Genomic DNA, 16,976 nt, shown 5'->3' on the forward strand with positions numbered 1-16,976 from the left:
CTTTCGCCCCCCGTCCGGAAGGTTCTCGTACGGCCGTGGAACCGGAAGCAGGCGCGCCGAGGAGCATGCCCCCGCAGTACGACGCGGCCGGCACCGAGCCGCGGTGGTACGCGGAGTGGATCCGGCGCGGCCTGTTCCACCCCGTGCCGCACCAGGGCGGGCGGCCGTTCTGCATCGTGATGCCGCCCCCGAACGTCACCGGGCGCCTCCACATCGGCCACGCCCTGACCATGGGGTTCCAGGACGTGGTGACCCGGCGGGCCCGGATGCAGGGGTTCGACGCCCTGTGGCTCCCCGGCACCGACCACGCCGGGATCGCGACCCAGGTGGTCGTGGAGCGCGAGCTCTTCAAGGAGGGCATCGACCGCCGCGAGCTGGGCCGGGAGAGGTTCGTCGAACGCGTCTGGCAGTGGAAGGAGCAGTACGGCGGGGAGATCCTGGAGCAGCTCAAGGCCCTGGGGGCCTCCGCCGACTGGGAGCGCACCCAGTTCACCATGGACGAGGGGTTGTCCCGTGCCGTGCGGGTGGCGTTCGTCCGGATGTACGAGGACGGGCTGATCTACCGGGGCGAGCGGATCATCAACTGGTGCCCGAAGGACCAGACGGCGCTGTCCGACTCGGAGGTCGAGCACGAGGAGGTCGAGGGCGAGCTGGTCACGTTCCGGTACCCGCTGTCGGACGGGTCCGGCCACGTCGACGTGGCCACGACCCGGATCGAGACGATGCTCGGGGACACGGGCGTGGCGGTGCACCCGGACGACGAGCGGTACACCCCGCTGGTCGGGAAGACCGTTCGCCACCCCTTCGACGGCCGCGACCTCCCGATCGTGGCGGACGCCGCCGTCGACCCGTCGTTCGGCACCGGCGCGGTGAAGGTCACGCCGGCCCACGACCCCACCGACTTCGAGATCGCCGAACGTACCGGACTCCCTCGCCGGAACATCCTGAACGCCGACGCGACCATCTCCGACGAGGCGGCGGAGGAGTTCCGGGGGCTCGACCGGTACGAGGCCCGCCGAGCGGTCGCCGACCGGCTCCGCGCCCTGGGGTGGCTGGTGAAGGAGGAACGGCCGTACGTGCACGCCGTGGGCCATTGCTACCGGTGCGGCTCGGAGATCGAGCCGTGGCTGTCCGGCCAGCAGTGGTTCGTGGCGGTGGGCCGGCTCAAGGGGCCGGCCGCGGACGCGGTCCTGGACGGGCGGATCACCTTCCACCCGGAGCGCTGGAGGAAGCCATACCTGGACTGGATGGAGAACCTGCGCGACTGGAACATCTCCCGGCAGCTGTGGTGGGGCCACCGCATCCCGGTGTGGTACTGCGACGACGGACACGAGTTCGCGGCGGTGGAGGACCCGACCGGGTGCCCCCAGTGTGGCAGCGAGAAGATCGAGCAGGACCCCGACGTCCTGGACACGTGGTTCTCCTCTCAGCTGTGGCCATTCTCGACGCTCGGGTGGCCGGACCAGACCGAGGACCTCGCGTTCTTCTATCCCACCACGGTCCTGATCACGGGGTACGAGATCCTGTACCTGTGGGTGGCTCGCATGATCATGTCCGGCCTGTACCTGACCGGTGAGGTCCCGTTCCGGGACGTGATGATCCACGGGCTGGTCCGCGACTCGATCGGCCGCAAGATGAGCAAGTCGCTCGGGAACGTGGTCGATCCGATCGACCTCATCTCCCGGTACGGCGCCGACGCCACCCGGTTCGGGCTGGTGCGCCAGGCCACCGGCGGCCAGGACATCCCCTTCGGCGAGGCCAACGTGGAGGCCGCCCGCCACTTCGCGAACAAGATCTGGAACGCCGCCCGGCTGGTGCTCTCCGCGTATCGGGGCGGCGTGCCCTCGCTCGGGCCCGAAGGCGAGCGGACCCTCACCGAGCGGTGGCTGCTGTCCCGGCACCAGGCGTGCGTGGCCGAGGTGGACCGGGCCTTCGCGGAGTACCGGTTCTCCGACGCCGCGCAGGCGCTGCACCGGTTCGTATGGTCCGAGCTGTGCGACTGGGCCCTGGAGATGGAGAAGGGGCGCTTCCACGAGGGCTCCGACGACGAGCGGCACCGGGCCGCCGGAACGGTGGGGTGGGTGCTGGAGCGGACCCTCCGGTTGCTGCACCCGATCATGCCCTTCGTGACCGAGGAGATCTGGCAGCGCTTTTCGTCGGGCGACTCCTCCGCCTCGATCGTGGTGGCGCCCTGGCCGGAACAGCACACCGAGCACGACGACCCCAAGGCGGAGGACGCGTTCGGCCTGGTGCAGGACCTGGTGGCGCAGGCTCGGCAGTTCCGGGCCCTGGTCGGAACGGGCCCCGAGTATCGCCTGGCCGCGGCGGACTCCGCGCGCCCGGTGCTGGAGCCCCTGCGTGAGCCCCTGGAACGCCTCACGGGCGCGTCGCTGTCGTTCGGCGGGGACGACGGGGAGATGGGGGAGAGCGATCGCTTCGTCCGGCTGTCGGTTCGAGGAATCGAGGCTCGCCTGTACGTCCCGGCGGAGTTCGACCCGGCGCCCGCCCTGGCCGGCCGGCGGAAGCGCCTGGCGGACGTGGAGGCGAAGCTCGCCCAGAGCGAGGCCAAGCTCGGCAACGACGCATTCGTGTCCAGGGCCAAGCCCGAGGCGGTGGAGCGCGAGCGCGCCAAGCACGCGGAGCTGACCGCCGAGGCCGAGGCCGTGCGCCAGCAGATCCAGCTCCTCGAGCAGTTCGGTTCGTGAACTTCTCCGAAGCGCTGGCCGACCTGGAGGCCCGCCAGCCGGAGCGGATGGTCCCGGACCTGTCCCGGATCACCGCGCTGGCGGAGCTGTTGGACCATCCGGAGCGGAAGTACCCGACCATCCACGTCACCGGCACGAACGGCAAGACGACCACGGCCCGCCTCATCACCGCACTGGCCTGCGAGCACGGCCTGTCGACCGGCACCTACACGTCGCCCCACCTGCACCGGGTGACCGAGCGGCTGGCGCTGTGCGGGGACCCCATCCCGGAGGACGAGTTCGCGGAGGAGTACGAGCGGCTCCAGCCGTTCTTCCAGGAGGTGGACCGCAGGGGCGAGCTCGTGACGTACTTCGAGGCGCTCACGGCGCTCGCGTACGTCTGGTTCGCGGACAAGCCGGTGTCGCTCGGCGTGTTCGAGGTGGGGATGGGAGGTACGTGGGACGCCACCAACCTGGTGGGGGGGGACGTCGCCGTGCTCTGCCCGATCGCCCTCGACCACCCGGAGCTGGGCTCGACGGTTCGGGACGTGGCGACGGAGAAGGCCGGGATCATCAAGGCGGGGAAGGTCGCGGTGTGCCGCGAGCAGCCCGCCGAGGCGCTCCGGGTGATCGAGGCCCGGTGCGCCGAGATGGAGTCGCGCCTGCTGCTGGAGGCCCGGGACTTCGCGCTGGCCGGCCGCCTCCAGGGCGTGGGTGGCCAGGTGATCGCCGTCCAGGGCCTCCACGCCAGGTACGAGGAGCTCCGCCTGCACATGTTCGGGGACCACGTCGCCAGGAACGCCGCTGCCGCCGTGGTGGCGGTGGAGGCCTTCCTGGACCGGGCCCTGGAGCCGGAGCTCGTGGAGAGCGCGCTGGCCGCCGCGACCTCGCCGGGACGTCTGGAGGTCCTGGGGCGCCGACCGTTGCTGGTGGTCGACGGCGCGCACAACCCGGCGGGAGCCGAGGCGCTGGCTCGGGCGGCGCGGGAAGCGTTCACCTGGAAGACACTCCACCTGGTCCTGGCCTGCTCGGCGAACAAGGACATCGACGGGATCGTCCAGGCCCTGGCACCGCTCGGCCCGCGCGTCCTCGCCACCCGCAACTCGAGCGCCCGGTCGGCGCCGGTGGAACGGGTCGCGACCGCCTGCCGGGCGGCCGGCCTGGAGACGCTGGAGCTCGATTCCGTGCCCGAGGCCATCGCGGCGGCCCGCGCGGAGGCGGACGAGCCCGACCTGATCCTGGTGACGGGCTCTCTCTATACTGTCGCGGACGCCCGCCGGGCGATCGTCACGACCATCACCGATGGCTGAACAGTCGACCCTGCTCATCGTGAAGCCGGACGCGGTTCGCCGCGGGCTGGTCGGCGAGATCCTGCGCCGGGCCGAGGCCAAGGGCCTCCGCATCGAGGAGATGCGCCTCATGCACATCGACCGCGAGCTGGCCGAGCGCCACTACGCGGAGCACACCGACAAGCCGTTCTTCGGCGAGCTGGTCGACTTCATCACCTCCGGCGACGTCGTGGTGGCGAAGCTGACGGGTGAGCAGGCCATCCCCGTCCTGCGGACGCTCATGGGCCCCACCAACCCGGCAACGGCCCCGCCGGGAACCATCCGGGGCGACTTCGGGACCGTCATCACCGAGAACCTGGTGCACGGGAGCGACGCTCCCGAGTCGGCCCAGCGGGAGTTGGAGCTCTTCTTCGGGTAGGTCGGGCGGGTCGAGCCCCGGGTGTTCAGCCCGGGTGTTCAGCCCGGGCGTTCAGCCCGGGCGTTCAGCCCGGGCGACGGAACGCCAGCACGGCGTTCTGGCCGCCGAACCCGAACGAGTTCGACAGCGCGAGCCGCACGTCCGCCTTCCGGGCTTCGTTCGGCACGTAGTCCAGGTCGCAGGCGGGGTCCGGCGTCCGGTAGTGGATCGTCGGCGGGAGCACGCCTTCCGACACCGCCAGCGCCGCCGCGGCCGCTTCCACCGCCCCGGCCGCGCCCGTCATGTGGCCGGTCATGGACTTGGTCGACGAGATCGGCACCTCGTGGGCGATCTCCTCGCCAAAGGCGGCCTTGATCGCGGCCGTCTCGGCCGCGTCGTTCAGCGGCGTGGACGTCCCGTGGGCGTTGATGTACCCGACCGCCTCCGGCGGCTCGCCGGCGTCGGCCAGCGCACGCGTGAGGGCCAGCGCCGCGCCGGACCCCGACGGCTCCGGTTGCGTGATGTGGTAGGCGTCCGCGGACGCCCCGTAGCCGGCCACCTCCGCGTACACGCGAGCCCGCCGGGCCTCCGCGAGGTCGGCTCGCTCCAGGACCAGGACGCACGCCCCCTCGCCCAGCACGAACCCGTCGCGATGGGCGTCGAAGGGGCGGCTCGCCGTCTCCGGATCGGGATTCCTGGTCAGCGCCTGCATCTGGGCGAACGCGGCCACGGTGAGGGGCATGATGGCTCCCTCGCTGCCCCCGGCCAGCACCACGTCGGCCAGTCCCTCCCGGATCATCCGGTAGGCCTCGCCGACGGCGTGGGCCCCGGCGGCGCACGCCGTGACCACCGCGAAGTTCGGACCCGTGACGCCGAAGCGCATGGCCACCTGTCCGGCCGCCGCGTTCGCCATGAGGCTGGGGACCATGAACGGGCTGACCCGGCCGGGACCCCGGGTCCGCATCACCTCGTACGCCGTGAGCAGGGACTCCAGGCCGCCCACCCCGGTGGCGATCACCACGCCGGTGCGCTCCCGGTCGAGGTCGGGCTTACCGGCGTCCTCGTGCGCCAGTTGGGAGGCGGCCACCGCGAAATGCACGAAGCGGTCGGTGTGGCGTGCCTCCTTGACCTCCATCCAGTCCGTCGGCGCGAAGTCCCGGACCTCCCCGGCCAGCTTGACCGGGAGGTCGGACGTGTCGAACCGCTCGATGGGGCCGATCCCGTTCCGGCCCTCGACCAGACCGCTCCAGAAGGCGTCGACGCCGGTCCCGACGGGTGTCACCGGGCCGATGCCGGTGACGACGACCCGCGGGCGGCTGTCCGGTGCCGCGTCGCTACGCTGCGACACCGAGCTTCGAGGCGACCAGGTCGATTGCCTGCCCCACGGTCTTCACGCCTTCCATCTCCTCCTCGGGGATCTCGATCCCCATCTCGTCCTCCAGGGCCAGCACGGCCTCGGTGAGGTCGAGGGAGTCGGCGTTGAGGTCCTCGGCGAACCGGGCCTGCGGGGTCACCTGGGCCTCGGCCACGGCCAGCTGTTCGGCCAGCACCTTGCGGACCTTGTCTTCGATCTCCTGTCGGTTCATGGTCTCCTCCTTCCTCCTCGGACGGATTGCCGCGATCAGGCGGTGAGGCCGCCGTCCACGGCCAGCACCGCCCCGTTCACGTACGAGGCTTCATCCGAGCACAGGAACCGGACCACCGCCGCGATCTCCTCCAGCCGGGCCGGTCGCCCCAGGGGCGTGTTGTCGACGAGCGTCCTGCGGGCTTCCTCCGAGATGTCCGCGGTCATGTCGGTCTCGACGTAACCGGGGCAGATCGCGTTGACGGTGATCCCTCTGGCCCCGATCTCCCGGGCCAGCGCCCGCGTCATGCCGAGCAGCGCCGCCTTCGAGGCAGCGTACACGGACTGGCCGGCGTTGCCCCGCAGGGCGACCGCGGAGGACACGTTCACGATCCGCCCCCACCGTTCGCGGAGCATGGAGCGAAGCGCGGTCCGCGAGCACAGGAACGTCCCCCGCGCGTTGGTGTCCATGGTCCGGTCCCACTCCTCGAGACGGAACTTCACGGCCAGCCCGTCTCGGGAGACCCCGGCGCAGTTGACCAAGCCGACCACCGGACCGAGGTCGGCGCCCACCTGCTGGAACGCCTCCGTCACCGAGGACTCGTCCAGCACGTCGAGCCGCACGACCATGCCCTTGGCGCCGGCGTCCTCCACCGCCTTCAGCGTCTCGACGGCGTCTGACTCGCTGCCGCGGTACCCGACCGCGACGGTCCACCCCCCCTCGCCGAGCGCCACCGAGCAGGCCCGTCCGATCCCGCGGGAGCCGCCTGTCACGATCGCGACGCGAGTCATACGGCGGCGACCCCCGGCGCGGTCCATCGCAAGAGCGTTGCGCCCCAAGCCATTCCGGCTCCAAACGACGTCATGAGCACGAGGGCCCCGGGCTGGATGCGTCCCGCCCGCCACGCCCGGTCCAGGGCGATGGGGATGGAGGCGGCGGAGGTGTTGCCGATGTCCTCGATGTCCAGCACGGCCCGGTCGGGGCCGAACCCCAGCCGCTCCGCCACCGCCTTGATGATGCGGGCGTTGGCCTGGTGGGGGATCAGCAGATCTACCTCGTCGGACGTGACGCCCGCCTTGTCCAGCAGCTCCCGGCACGCATTGGTCATCGACACCACGGCCTGCTTGAACACGTCCCGTCCGGACGACATGTGGATCTTGTCCTCGCGCGCCAGGACGTCCTCCGGCGTGGCCGGATGCTCCGTCCCGCCGGCCGGGATCGTCAGCAGGTTGGCCAGCTTCCCGTCCGCGGCCAGCGAGGAGGCCAGCACGCCGGGAACCTCCGACGGGACCATGACCGCGGCTCCCGCGCCGTCGCCGAACAGCACGCACGTGGTCCGGTCGGTGAAGTCGAGCTTCCGGGAGAGGACCTCCGCCCCCACCACCAGCACGGTCTCCGATTGGCCCGACACGATCATCCCGGTGGCGAGCGACGTCGCATAGCTGAACCCCGCACAGGCCGCGTTGATGTCGAGCGCCGGGCAGGCCATGCCCATGCGCGCCTGCACGAACGAGGCTGTGGCCGGAAGGGGGCGGTCCGGGGTGCACGTGGCCACCACCAGCAGGTCGACCTGCTGCGCCGACATGCCGGCCGACTCCAGGGCCCGGCCCGCCGCCTCGGCGGCGAGGTCCGCGGTGGTCTGCCCCTCGACCGCGAACCGCCGGGCCCGGATGCCGGTCCGGTCCACGATCCACTCGTCGGATGTCTCGATCGAGGATTCGAAGTACGCGTTGGGGACGAGGTTGTCCGGAAGCGCCGACCCCGTCCCCGCGATCGCCGCGTAGCGGCGTTCCGTCACTCTCGCTCCATCCACGCCACGGCCTGGCCCGCCTTCACCGGCTCTCCGTCCTGCCCCAGAACCCCACCCAGCCTACCGCGGGCGGGGGAAAGGACGAGGTCCTCGTGCTGGCCGCGCTCGATCCGCACGACGGGCTGTCCCGCCTCCACCCACTCGCCGTCGGCGGAGAACCGCACCGGCGGGAGGATGCGAAGGCGGCCCGGGTTGGGGGCCACGAGCAGCGTGATGGGAAGGTCGGTCTTTTCGCCGTGGTCGTGCTCGGTCATGGGTTCACTCGCTCCAGATCTGCGGACTCGTTGTCACGGATGGACTCGGCGGCGACGGCGGCCGCTTCGGGGGAGCCCGCCGCCCAGACGGTCGTCCTCGGGACGATGCGGCGGACCAGCTTGGACAGCACGTCTCCCGGCCCCGCCTCCACGAAGGCGACGACCCCTCCCTCGGACAGGGCCCGGATGGACCGTTCCCAGCGAACCGGCGACACCAGGTGGCGGGACAGCAGGTCGCGTATCGCGGCCGGCTGGCGGGTGGGCCGCCCGCTGGCGTTCGGCACCACCGCCAGGCGCGGCTCCCGGAACTCCATGCGGGAGATGGCCTCCCGGACCCGGTCCAGGGCCGGCCGCATGAGCGGGGAGTGGAAGGCGCCCGCCACCTTCAGCCGGATGGCCTTGCCGCCGCGGGCCCGGGCCAGCTCCTCGGCCCGCTCCAGCGCCGCCACGGAGCCGGACAGGACGATCTGCTTGGGGCCGTTCTCGTTGGCGACCTCCAGCACGTCTCCCCGGCCGGCCACCCGGCACACCTCGGCGGCGTCGTCCGGGGCCAGCCCGATCAGGGCGGTCATCCCGCCCGCCACGGCGTCGGACGCGTCCTGCATGGCCCGGCCCCGTTCCACCACGGCGCGGAAGGCGCCGGGCAGGTCCACGGCCCCCGCCGCCACCAGCGCGACGAACTCGCCCAGCGAGTGCCCGGCGGCGGCGGTGAACTCCACGCCCTCCGCCTCCAGCACCCGGAACGCGGCGATGTCGCAGGCGAACAGCGCGGGCTGCACCAGCTCGGTGGTGCCGAGGGCTTCCTCGTCGCGGCACAGGGCCACGACGTCGCGCCCCCACACCTCGGATACCTCCTCCAACGCGGAGCGGCCGGCCGCATGCGACATCCATGGGTCGGCCATCCCGGCGTACTGGGAGCCCTGTCCGGGAAACAGCGCAGCTACCCGCACCGCTCTGCTTCCCCAGTGTGCGGCGTCATCAATGGGAAATAGACGCAAACCGGCAGGGAACGGTTACATCGACGGGGCGCGACCATTCTGTTTCGGCCTCCAATGGAGCCTGGCTGGCTATACTCGGCCGGCTCCAAGCCACCTGAGGAAGGAGACGCTCGTGACACACCCCAAGCTCGACATCCTCGAGGAGAAGGGCTTCGTCATCCTGAAGCCCTACGAGGGCGACATCGATCCCTCCGAGTGGGTGCAGCTCACCTATCTCGACTGGAAGTCCGGCGGCGACACCAACTTCTCCGTGCTGGCCTCCGCGAACGGCGAGGACGACGCGCGCGGCTTCTGGGAGCACGGCAAGCCGGACAAGGACGGCGTGTGGACCGTGAACATCGAGAAGGCCCCCACGCTCAAGAAGTGGGTGGAGTCGATCGGAGCCCGCTACGGCCGCGTCCGGATCATCAAGCTCGAGCCCTCCACCAGCGAGGAGGAGGTCGCCGGGCGGTTCCTGCACCTGGACGACAACAACCGGCTCAACCCGGACGGGGAAGGCTGGGTCGTGCGTGCGTGGCTGAACCTGACCGACGATCCCGACTCCTACATGATCGTGCGGGAGGACAAGGACGACCCGGCCACCGAGAGCCACATCCCGTGCCCCAAGGGCGCGCAGTTCGTGGTGGACACCGAGCGCCTGCACCACGCCGTGTACCACCCCGGCTCGAAGCCTCGCTACGCGATGATCACGAGCTTCGAGTCCGGCCCCGAGCTGGACAGCTGGATCCAGGCCAACCTGCCATAGCGCAGCTCCACCGGGGCCTTCTGATGGGGTCCGGAGGACGGACCGGGGCTTTTGTCAGGTTGCCATGGCTGGGGCCACTCCTGTAGAAAGGGTGCCGCTCCATGGCCGAAGGTACCCGTAGACGCCTCTCTCTTCCCGAGGCGAGCGAGGGTTTGACCGGTTTCCTGGGCCGCGACATGGCGGTCGATCTGGGGACCGCAAACACGCTCGTGTACGTCCGCGGGCGTGGCATCGTCCTGAACGAGCCCTCCGTGGTGGCCATCAACACCCTGAACGGCGCCATCCTGGCCGTGGGGGCCGAGGCCAAGCGGATGATCGGACGGACGCCGTCGCACATCCGCGCCGTCCGTCCGCTGAAGGACGGCGTGATCGCCGACTTCGACGTCACCGAGAAGATGCTGCGCTACTTCATCCAGAAGGTGCACCGCCGCCGCGTGCTGGCCAAGCCCCGCGTGGTGGTGTGCGTTCCCTCCGGCATCACGGGCGTCGAGCAGCGGGCGGTGGAGGAAGCGACCATCTCCGCCGGGGCCCGCCGGGCCTTCATCATCGAGGAGCCCATGGCCGCGGCCATCGGCGCGGGCCTGCCCATCCACGAGCCCACCGGCAACATGGTGGTCGACATCGGGGGCGGCACCACCGAGGTGGCGGTGATCTCCCTGGGAGGCATCGTCACGTCGTCGAGCCTCCGGGTGGGCGGCGACGAGCTGGACGAGGCCATCATCCAGTACGTCAAGAAGGAGTACTCGCTGCTGCTCGGCGAGCGCACCGCCGAGGCCATCAAGATGGCGGTGGGCTCGGTGTTCCCGACGCCCGAGGAGATGATCGCGGAGATCAAGGGCCGCGACCTGGTGTCCGGGCTTCCCAAGACCATCCACATCACGGCGGAAGAGGTCCGCAAGGCCATCGAGGAGCCGGTCAACTCCATCATCGACGCGATCAAGAACACCCTCGACCGGACGCCGCCGGAGCTGGCCGCGGACATCATGGACAAGGGGATCGTGCTGACCGGTGGTGGGGCGCTGCTCCGTGGGCTGGACGAGCGGCTGAAGCACGAGACGGGCATGCCGGTGCACATCGCGGACAATCCGCTGTCCTCGGTGGCGATCGGATCGGGCAAGTGCCTGGAGGAGTTCGAGGTCCTTCAGCGGGTGCTGGTCAGCCCGTCCCGGAGGTAGCGCGCCATGGCCCTGAGCGGCCGCGCGCGGAGCACCCGGGGGCTGGTGATCCTGCTGGTGACCGTCTCGCTCGTCACCATCACCCTCGACTACAAGGAAGGGACGAACGGCCCGCTGGCCCGGATCGGCCAGGCCGCCCTGTCCATCATCACCCCGCTCCAGAACGCGGTGACCACGATCACGCACCCGATCGGATCGTTCTTCGGGGCACTGGTGCACCTTCCCTCGTTGCAGGACGAGAACAACCGCCTGCGGACCCGGATCCAGCAGCTCCAGACCCAGGCCATCCAGTACCAGTCCCTCCGACATCAGCTGATCGAAGCAGAGAAGCTGCTGGAGCTCACCACCGGTCTGGACCTGCGGACCACGGGGGCCAGGGTCATCGGGAGCGGGGTCTCCAACTTCGAGTGGTCGATCGACATCGACAAGGGATCGAGCAACGGCATCAAGGTGGGAATGGCCGTCATGACCGCGGCAGGCCTGGTCGGTCACGTGAGCGAGGTCAGCCCGTTCGGCTCGAAGGTCCAGCTGCTGGTGGACCCCGATTCCCAGGTGGCGGCGCGGCTGGTGCAGTCGCAGGAGACGGGGCTGCTGCGTGGCCAGGGCGACCAGGACCTCGCCATGTCGCTCGTGTCCTCCCTGGCCACGGTGACCCCCGGCGAGCCCGTGGAGACCGCCGGCTACGACGTGGGCAGCCAGTACCCGGCCGGGATCCCCATCGGGCTGGTGTCCAGGGTCCGGGACGACCCCTCCACCGGCCAGAAGATCATCTCGATCCGCCCGGGCGTCGACTTCTCGACCCTGGACGTGGTGCTGGTGGTCGTATCCGGCAAGAGCGGGTAGCCTCGGCGGGTCGTGCGACGGGTCCTCTTGTGGGCGGCCGTGGTGCTCACCGCTCTGCTCCTGCAATCCACGGTGTTCGCCCAGATCAGGCTGGCGGGTGCAAAGCCGGAGCTGATCTACCTGATCACCGTGGCCATGGCCGTGCTGGAGGGGCCGGCCGCCGGGGCGGTGGCGGGGTTCGCCGGCGGGATGGCGCAGGACTTCCTGTTGAACCAACCGAAAGGAATCACCGCACTGACGCTGACATTGCTGGGCTACTCCATCGGGATGCTCCGCTCCTACATCGCCACGCCGTCGGCGTTCCTGCCGGTGTTCCTGGTGGCCGGGGGGACCGCGGGGGGCGTGCTGTTCAACGGCCTGGTCCGGTTCCTGCTCGGGCAGCTCAACGTGAGCGTGGTGTACTTGCTTCGGATCGCCGTGCTGTCGGCCGCCTACAACGCCATCCTCACCCCGCTGTTCTTCCCGCTGATCCGGCGGGTGGCCGAGTCCTCCCGGGCCAAAAAGGTCTTCCGGTGGTAGGACGGCACGAATGACCGAGGGGCGGATGGGCGTGCGGCTGAGGGTCCTGGCGACGCTGTGCGCCTTCATGTTCGCCGCGCTCGGGGTCCGCCTGTGGTTCGTGCAGGTCCTGGCCTCGACCCAGTACCGGAACAAGGCCGAGGTGAACGGGACCCGCCTGGTCCCCCTGCCCGCCCCGCGCGGGCTCATCCTGGACCGCAATGGCGACGTCCTGGTGAACAACCGGACCTCCCTGGTGGTGACGGTGAACCGGCAGGAGGTGGGGGACCGCGAGGAGTCCGTGCTGTTCCGGCTGTCCAAGGTGCTCCACACGCCCGTGAAGGACCTGGTGAGCCGGCTGAACGACCCCAGCTACTACTCGTATACGCCGATCCCGGTGGCCTTCGACGTGACGAAGCGGGTGGCGTTCTACCTGGGCGAGCATCAGCGTCAGTTCCGGGGGGTCGAGACCCAGGAGCTGACCGTCCGGGGATACCCGAACGGCGACCTGGCGGCGCACGTCCTCGGCTACACGGGGCTGATCTCGGCCGACCAGCTGAAGGACCCCCGGTTCCACGGCTACAGCCAGCAGGACGTCGTGGGGAAATCCGGGGTGGAGGAGACCTACGAGCAGTACCTCCAGGGCCGCAAGGGCCAGGTGAAGCTTCAGGTGAACTCGGCCGGCAAGACCCTGAAGGCCTTCGGCCAGCAGGACCCGGTGGCGGGGGACAGCGTGGTGCTGTCGATCGACGCCGGCATCCAGAAGCTGGCGGAGGACAGCCTGCACCTGGGGGTCCAGGCCGCAAGGGCGGCCGGGCTGCCCGCCGACGCCGGCGCCGTGATCGTGGAGGATCCCAACAACGGCCAGATCCTGGCCATGGCGTCGTACCCGACGTTCGACCCGTCCTTCTTCGTCAGGGGGTTCACCAACGCTCAGTACAAGGCCGAGTTCACGCGACCGGCTCGCCATCAGCCGCTGTTCGACCGGGCCATCCAGGCCACCTATCCGGCGGGGTCGACGTTCAAGCCGTTCGTGGCGCTCTCGGCGCTCCGCCACCGGATCGCGTCGGAGAACGGCTTCTACAGCTGCCCGGCCAGCTACGAGGTGCCCGGCGACACCTCGCACACCATCTTCGAGAACTGGGCCTACCCGCAGAGCTTCGGGACGATCTCCCTGACCCAGGCCCTGGTGATCTCGTGTGACACCGTCTTCTACCAGTTCGGCTACAAGTTCTGGCAGGACTATCGGGACAGCAACAAGACCGACCTCCTCCAGAACGACCTGCGCTCGTTCTGGTTCGGGCGGCCGACGGGCCTGGACCTGCCGTCCGAGAACTCGGGGGTCATCCCCGATCCCCAGTGGAAGGACGCGCACTTCCCGCCCACGACCGAGGACCCCTACGCGAACATCTGGAAGCCCGGCGACCTCGTCAACATGTCCATCGGTCAGGGGAACGTGGCCGTGACGCCGCTCCAGATGGCCACCGCGTACTCGGCCATCGCGAACGGAGGCACGGTGTACCGGCCCCACGTGGGCCTCCGCATCCAGGGCCCCGACGGCTCAGTGGTGCGGACCATCAAGCCCCGCGTGAACGGCCACCTCCCGTTCAGCCAGCAGCAGCTGTTCTTCATCCGCCAGGCGCTTCAGGGCGTGATCAGCGATCCCAGCGGGACGGCCGCGTCCGCGTTCCAGGGGTTCCCGTTCGGACAGGTCTCCGTGGCCGGCAAGACCGGTACCGCCGAGGTCTCGCCGTTCGTCCCGTACTCGTGGTTCGCCGCCATGGCCCCCGTCGACCACCCGAAGTACGTGGTGGTGGCGCTGGTGGAGCAGGGCGGCCACGGCTCCCAGACGGCGGCGCCGGTGGTCCGGCGGATCCTGGAGGGGCTGTACGGCCTGCCCCTGTCGAACCCGGTGACCGGGCAGGTGCAGGACTGATGGAGATCACGGCCGGTCGCGGCCGCAGCCGGAGCTGGGTGGAGCCGCTTCGCCGGCTCGACCCCGTGCTGCTGGGCGCGGCGGTGCTGCTGTCGGTGATCGGGCTGTTCATGATCTATTCGGCCACCCACACCTCGCTGCAGTCCCTGGGCCTCGACAGCGGCTACTTCGTCAAGAAGCAGATCGCCGCGCTGGTGGTGGGGCTGGTGGCCATGGCGTTCGTGGTAGCCCTGGACTACCGGCTGGCCAAGGTCTACGCGATGTTCTTCTACGGGGGAATGCTGCTCCTGCTCCTGCTGGTGCGGACGCCCCTCGGCACCGCGGCGAAGGGGGCGCAGCGCGGGTTCTCGGTGCTGGGGTTCCAGCTCACGCCGTCGGAGTGGATGAAGATCGCGCTGGTGGTGATGCTCGCCGCGTACCTGTCCGAGCTGAAGGAACGCGACGTCGGCATCCGCGAGCTGATGCGCGCGGTCACCATCGCGGCGGTGCCGATGTTCCTGGTGCTGCTCCAGCCGGACGTCGGCACCACCATCGTGCTGGCGACCATCCTGGTGGGCGTGGTGATCGTGGCCGGGGCCCGGGCGCGGCACCTGGGGGTCTTGGCGCTCGCCGCCGCCATCTTCCTGGCGGGGGCGTTCCAGGTCGGGCTGATCAAGCAGTACCAGATCGACCGGCTGACCGGGTTCCTCGATCCGAAGAACGACGCCCAGGCCGCGCACTACAACCGGGACCAGTCCGAGATCGCCATCGGCTCGGGCGGGCTGACCGGAACGGGCTACCTCAAGGGAATCCAGACGAACCTCGACTTCGTGCCGGAGCAGCACACCGACTTCATCTTCACGGTGGTGGGGGAGCAGTTCGGGTTCGTCGGGGCGATGCTGCTGCTGGTGCTGTACGCCGTGGTGTTGTGGCGAGCGTTCCGTACCGCCATGGCGTCGAAGGACCCGTTCGGGACGTACGTGGCCGCGGGCATCGCGGCGATGTTCGCCGTGCAGATGTTCGTGAACATCGGGATGACCCTCGGCATCATGCCGATCACCGGGATCCCGTTACCGTTCGTGTCCTACGGCGGGAGCTCGCTGATCGCCAACTTCATGGCGGTGGGGTTGCTGCTGTCGATCCAGATGCGCCGGGGCCAGCTGGGCGGCTAGGCCAGCTGGAGGGCCGCTGGGCCCTCAGGTTCCCCCTGCCGAGCCTAGCGAGCGGACACCGGCAGGGTCCACAGGAACGTGGACCCGCTCTGATCCGACCGCTCCAGGACCAGGTCGCCGTCCATGGCCCTCGCGGCGGCCCGCCCCATGGACAGTCCCACCCCCGCCCCCTGGTGCGTCCGGGCGTCGAGCGCCTCTCCCTGCTCGAGGGGCTCGAAGATCCGGTCGCGGTCCTCCGGGCGGACCCCGGGCCCGCGATCGATGACCCGCACCTCGACGGTTCGCTGGTCGCGGCTCCGGGTCACCTCCACGTCCACGAAGGTGGCGGGAGGCGAGAACCGGCACGCGTTGTCGACGAGCTCCTCCAGGATCCGGCGGACCAGCACCCCGTTCGCCCAGACCGCCGCGACGCTGGTGCCCTCGCTGACGCGCACGCGCCTCCGGTCGCCGGCGATCTTCCGGGCCAGGCGGGTGACGTCCACGAAGTCCTCCGAGCCCTCGTCCGTGGCCACCTCGAAGCGCTCGACCAGCCGGCTCAGGTCGGCGGCGCGGCTGGCCAGGCGCTCCAGGAGGTCCCGCTGGTGCTCGGGCTGGCTGGTTCCCTCGACCAGGGTGCGGGCGATCCCGAGGATGACCGTGACCGGGGTCCGGAGCTCGTGGCCGAGGCGAGACACCAGCTCGTGCCGCCGCGCGCTGCGCTCCACCAGCGCGGCGTGGGCTTCCTCCAGCTGCCGGGCCCGCTGCCGCTCGCGCTCCAGCGCCTCGGTGAGCTGCTCGATGACGGCCGGCCCCACGGCGGGCGAGATCACGGCCCCGCCCCTCGCGGCCTGGAGCACCGCGTTCAGGATGTCCTCGCCGTCGGAGTCCTTGAGGACGTACCCGGAGGCCCCCGCGACGAGCATCTCGCGCACCACGCTGTCGTCCTCCTGGGCGGTGAGGGCCACCACTCCCAGGCCCGGGTGCGCCGCCTTGAGCCGCCGGGTGGCCTCGATCCCGTCCATGGCCGGCATGCGGATGTCCATCAGCACGACGTCGGGCTCGGCCGCGGCGACCACGTCGAGGGCCTGGAGCCCGTCCGAGGCCTCACCCGCCACCTCGTGGCCGCCCGCCTGGAGGAGCTCGATCAGGGACTCGCGAAAGCCGAGGTTGTCGTCGACCACCACGATGCGAAGGCGGGGACCGGGGCCGTTCGGGGCGGGCTTGTGCACGGGGGCCACGAAGCGGCCTCCGGGAGAGCGGGACGAGGCATCGGGTGAGCGCATGGCGACCCAGACCTGAGCGAACGGGTTGGACATCGGCGTCAGCATCTCCAAAGCAAGCCTGATCGGTCCATCGGCCACCCGGCCGGTTCGCTTGAGCGGCCCGCCCGGGGGCGCCTGGCCGGTTCGGGCTAGCCCATTTCGGCCATTTTCGAGCTGGGAACGCCGATCGGGGAGGCGTTCTCGCTGCTCGTATGGGGTTTCAGGGGCCGGGAGTGGCCGCCGATTGTTATCCTAGAGATCGAAGTCGGCGCCGCGCCCCAGCTCGGCGCCGGACCGCCGCCTCGGACTTCGACGGCGGCGGGTATGGACAGGTGTGCTCGCCGGGCGAGGACCCAACCGGGTCCGGCCGAGGCGAGAGGAACCTTTGGC

Annotated in this window: 16 protein-coding genes; 9 read left to right on the top strand and 7 right to left on the bottom strand. The window is 70.5% G+C overall.

Annotation, left to right across the window (positions count from 1 at the left end):
* Nucleotides 1–65 precede the first annotated feature (65 nt).
* From M3Q23_09415 to ndk, 3 genes are read left to right on the top strand one after another with little or no spacing between them, the layout of a single operon-like run.
* Nucleotides 66–2,705 (top strand): valine--tRNA ligase, encoded by a 2,640-nt coding sequence (locus tag M3Q23_09415; protein MDP9342291.1) that lies wholly within the window; start codon nucleotides 66–68, stop codon nucleotides 2,703–2,705.
* On the top strand, nucleotides 2,702–3,994 hold the full coding sequence (locus M3Q23_09420) for a Mur ligase family protein (GenBank protein MDP9342292.1): 1,293 nt from the start codon (nucleotides 2,702–2,704) through the stop codon (nucleotides 3,992–3,994). Before M3Q23_09415 ends, M3Q23_09420 begins: the two co-directional genes overlap by 4 nt.
* Complete coding sequence (gene ndk / locus M3Q23_09425; GenBank protein ID MDP9342293.1) at nucleotides 3,987–4,391, top strand: nucleoside-diphosphate kinase; 405 nt, start codon at nucleotides 3,987–3,989, stop codon at nucleotides 4,389–4,391. The genes M3Q23_09420 and ndk overlap by 8 nt, the downstream gene beginning before the upstream one ends.
* Nucleotides 4,392–4,455: 64 nt before the next feature.
* Here the strand turns inward: ndk and fabF are convergent, their stop codons facing one another.
* Genes fabF through M3Q23_09455 form a run of 6 tightly spaced genes read right to left on the bottom strand, consistent with a single transcriptional unit; the run spans nucleotide 4,456 to nucleotide 8,949 of the window.
* Nucleotides 4,456–5,718 carry a beta-ketoacyl-ACP synthase II gene (fabF, locus tag M3Q23_09430; protein ID MDP9342294.1) on the bottom strand — a complete coding sequence of 421 codons (1,263 nt, stop codon included), beginning with the start codon at nucleotides 5,716–5,718 and terminating at the stop codon, nucleotides 4,456–4,458.
* The gene (acpP, locus tag M3Q23_09435; GenBank protein ID MDP9342295.1) at nucleotides 5,705–5,956 is read right to left on the bottom strand and encodes an acyl carrier protein; all 252 of its coding nucleotides are present in this window, start codon (nucleotides 5,954–5,956) and stop codon (nucleotides 5,705–5,707) included. The genes fabF and acpP overlap by 14 nt, the downstream gene beginning before the upstream one ends.
* Before the next feature lie 35 nt (nucleotides 5,957–5,991).
* Nucleotides 5,992–6,726, bottom strand: a complete 735-nt coding sequence (locus M3Q23_09440) for a 3-oxoacyl-ACP reductase FabG (protein ID MDP9342296.1) — start codon at nucleotides 6,724–6,726, stop codon at nucleotides 5,992–5,994.
* Nucleotides 6,723–7,733, bottom strand: a complete 1,011-nt coding sequence (locus tag M3Q23_09445) for a ketoacyl-ACP synthase III (GenBank protein MDP9342297.1) — start codon at nucleotides 7,731–7,733, stop codon at nucleotides 6,723–6,725. The genes M3Q23_09440 and M3Q23_09445 overlap by 4 nt, the downstream gene beginning before the upstream one ends.
* Nucleotides 7,730–7,999, bottom strand: coding sequence for a hypothetical protein (locus tag M3Q23_09450; protein MDP9342298.1), 270 nt, complete (start codon nucleotides 7,997–7,999; stop codon nucleotides 7,730–7,732). Before M3Q23_09450 ends, M3Q23_09445 begins: the two co-directional genes overlap by 4 nt.
* Nucleotides 7,996–8,949, bottom strand: coding sequence for an ACP S-malonyltransferase (locus M3Q23_09455; GenBank protein MDP9342299.1), 954 nt, complete (start codon nucleotides 8,947–8,949; stop codon nucleotides 7,996–7,998). The genes M3Q23_09450 and M3Q23_09455 overlap by 4 nt, the downstream gene beginning before the upstream one ends.
* A 160-nt stretch (nucleotides 8,950–9,109) precedes the next feature.
* Between M3Q23_09455 and M3Q23_09460 the strand changes: the two genes are divergently transcribed.
* The 6 genes from M3Q23_09460 to rodA all read left to right on the top strand — a co-directional run bounded on the left by M3Q23_09460 (nucleotide 9,110) and on the right by rodA (nucleotide 15,345).
* Complete coding sequence (locus tag M3Q23_09460; protein MDP9342300.1) at nucleotides 9,110–9,742, top strand: hypothetical protein; 633 nt, start codon at nucleotides 9,110–9,112, stop codon at nucleotides 9,740–9,742.
* Between the two features lie 176 nt (nucleotides 9,743–9,918).
* A complete protein-coding gene (locus M3Q23_09465; GenBank protein ID MDP9342301.1) occupies nucleotides 9,919–10,917 on the top strand; it encodes a rod shape-determining protein in 999 nt (332 codons plus the stop codon).
* A 6-nt stretch (nucleotides 10,918–10,923) separates the two neighbouring features.
* On the top strand, nucleotides 10,924–11,760 hold the full coding sequence (gene mreC / locus M3Q23_09470) for a rod shape-determining protein MreC (protein MDP9342302.1): 837 nt from the start codon (nucleotides 10,924–10,926) through the stop codon (nucleotides 11,758–11,760).
* A gap of 12 nt (nucleotides 11,761–11,772) precedes the next feature.
* Entirely contained in the window at nucleotides 11,773–12,279 is a 507-nt protein-coding gene (gene mreD, locus M3Q23_09475; GenBank protein MDP9342303.1) for a rod shape-determining protein MreD, read from the top strand.
* 10 nt (nucleotides 12,280–12,289) lie between these two features.
* Entirely contained in the window at nucleotides 12,290–14,194 is a 1,905-nt protein-coding gene (gene mrdA / locus M3Q23_09480) for a penicillin-binding protein 2 (GenBank protein ID MDP9342304.1), read from the top strand.
* Nucleotides 14,194–15,345, top strand: a complete 1,152-nt coding sequence (gene rodA / locus M3Q23_09485; GenBank protein ID MDP9342305.1) for a rod shape-determining protein RodA — start codon at nucleotides 14,194–14,196, stop codon at nucleotides 15,343–15,345. The genes mrdA and rodA overlap by 1 nt, the downstream gene beginning before the upstream one ends.
* Before the next feature lie 44 nt (nucleotides 15,346–15,389).
* On the opposite strand, the gene M3Q23_09490 is transcribed toward rodA, so the two are convergent.
* The gene (locus M3Q23_09490) at nucleotides 15,390–16,640 is read right to left on the bottom strand and encodes a response regulator (GenBank protein ID MDP9342306.1); all 1,251 of its coding nucleotides are present in this window, start codon (nucleotides 16,638–16,640) and stop codon (nucleotides 15,390–15,392) included.
* Between the last annotated feature and the right edge of the window lie 336 nt (nucleotides 16,641–16,976).

This window comes from Actinomycetota bacterium, assembly GCA_030774015.1.
GTDB lineage: Bacteria > Actinomycetota > UBA4738 > UBA4738 > JACQTL01 > JALYLZ01.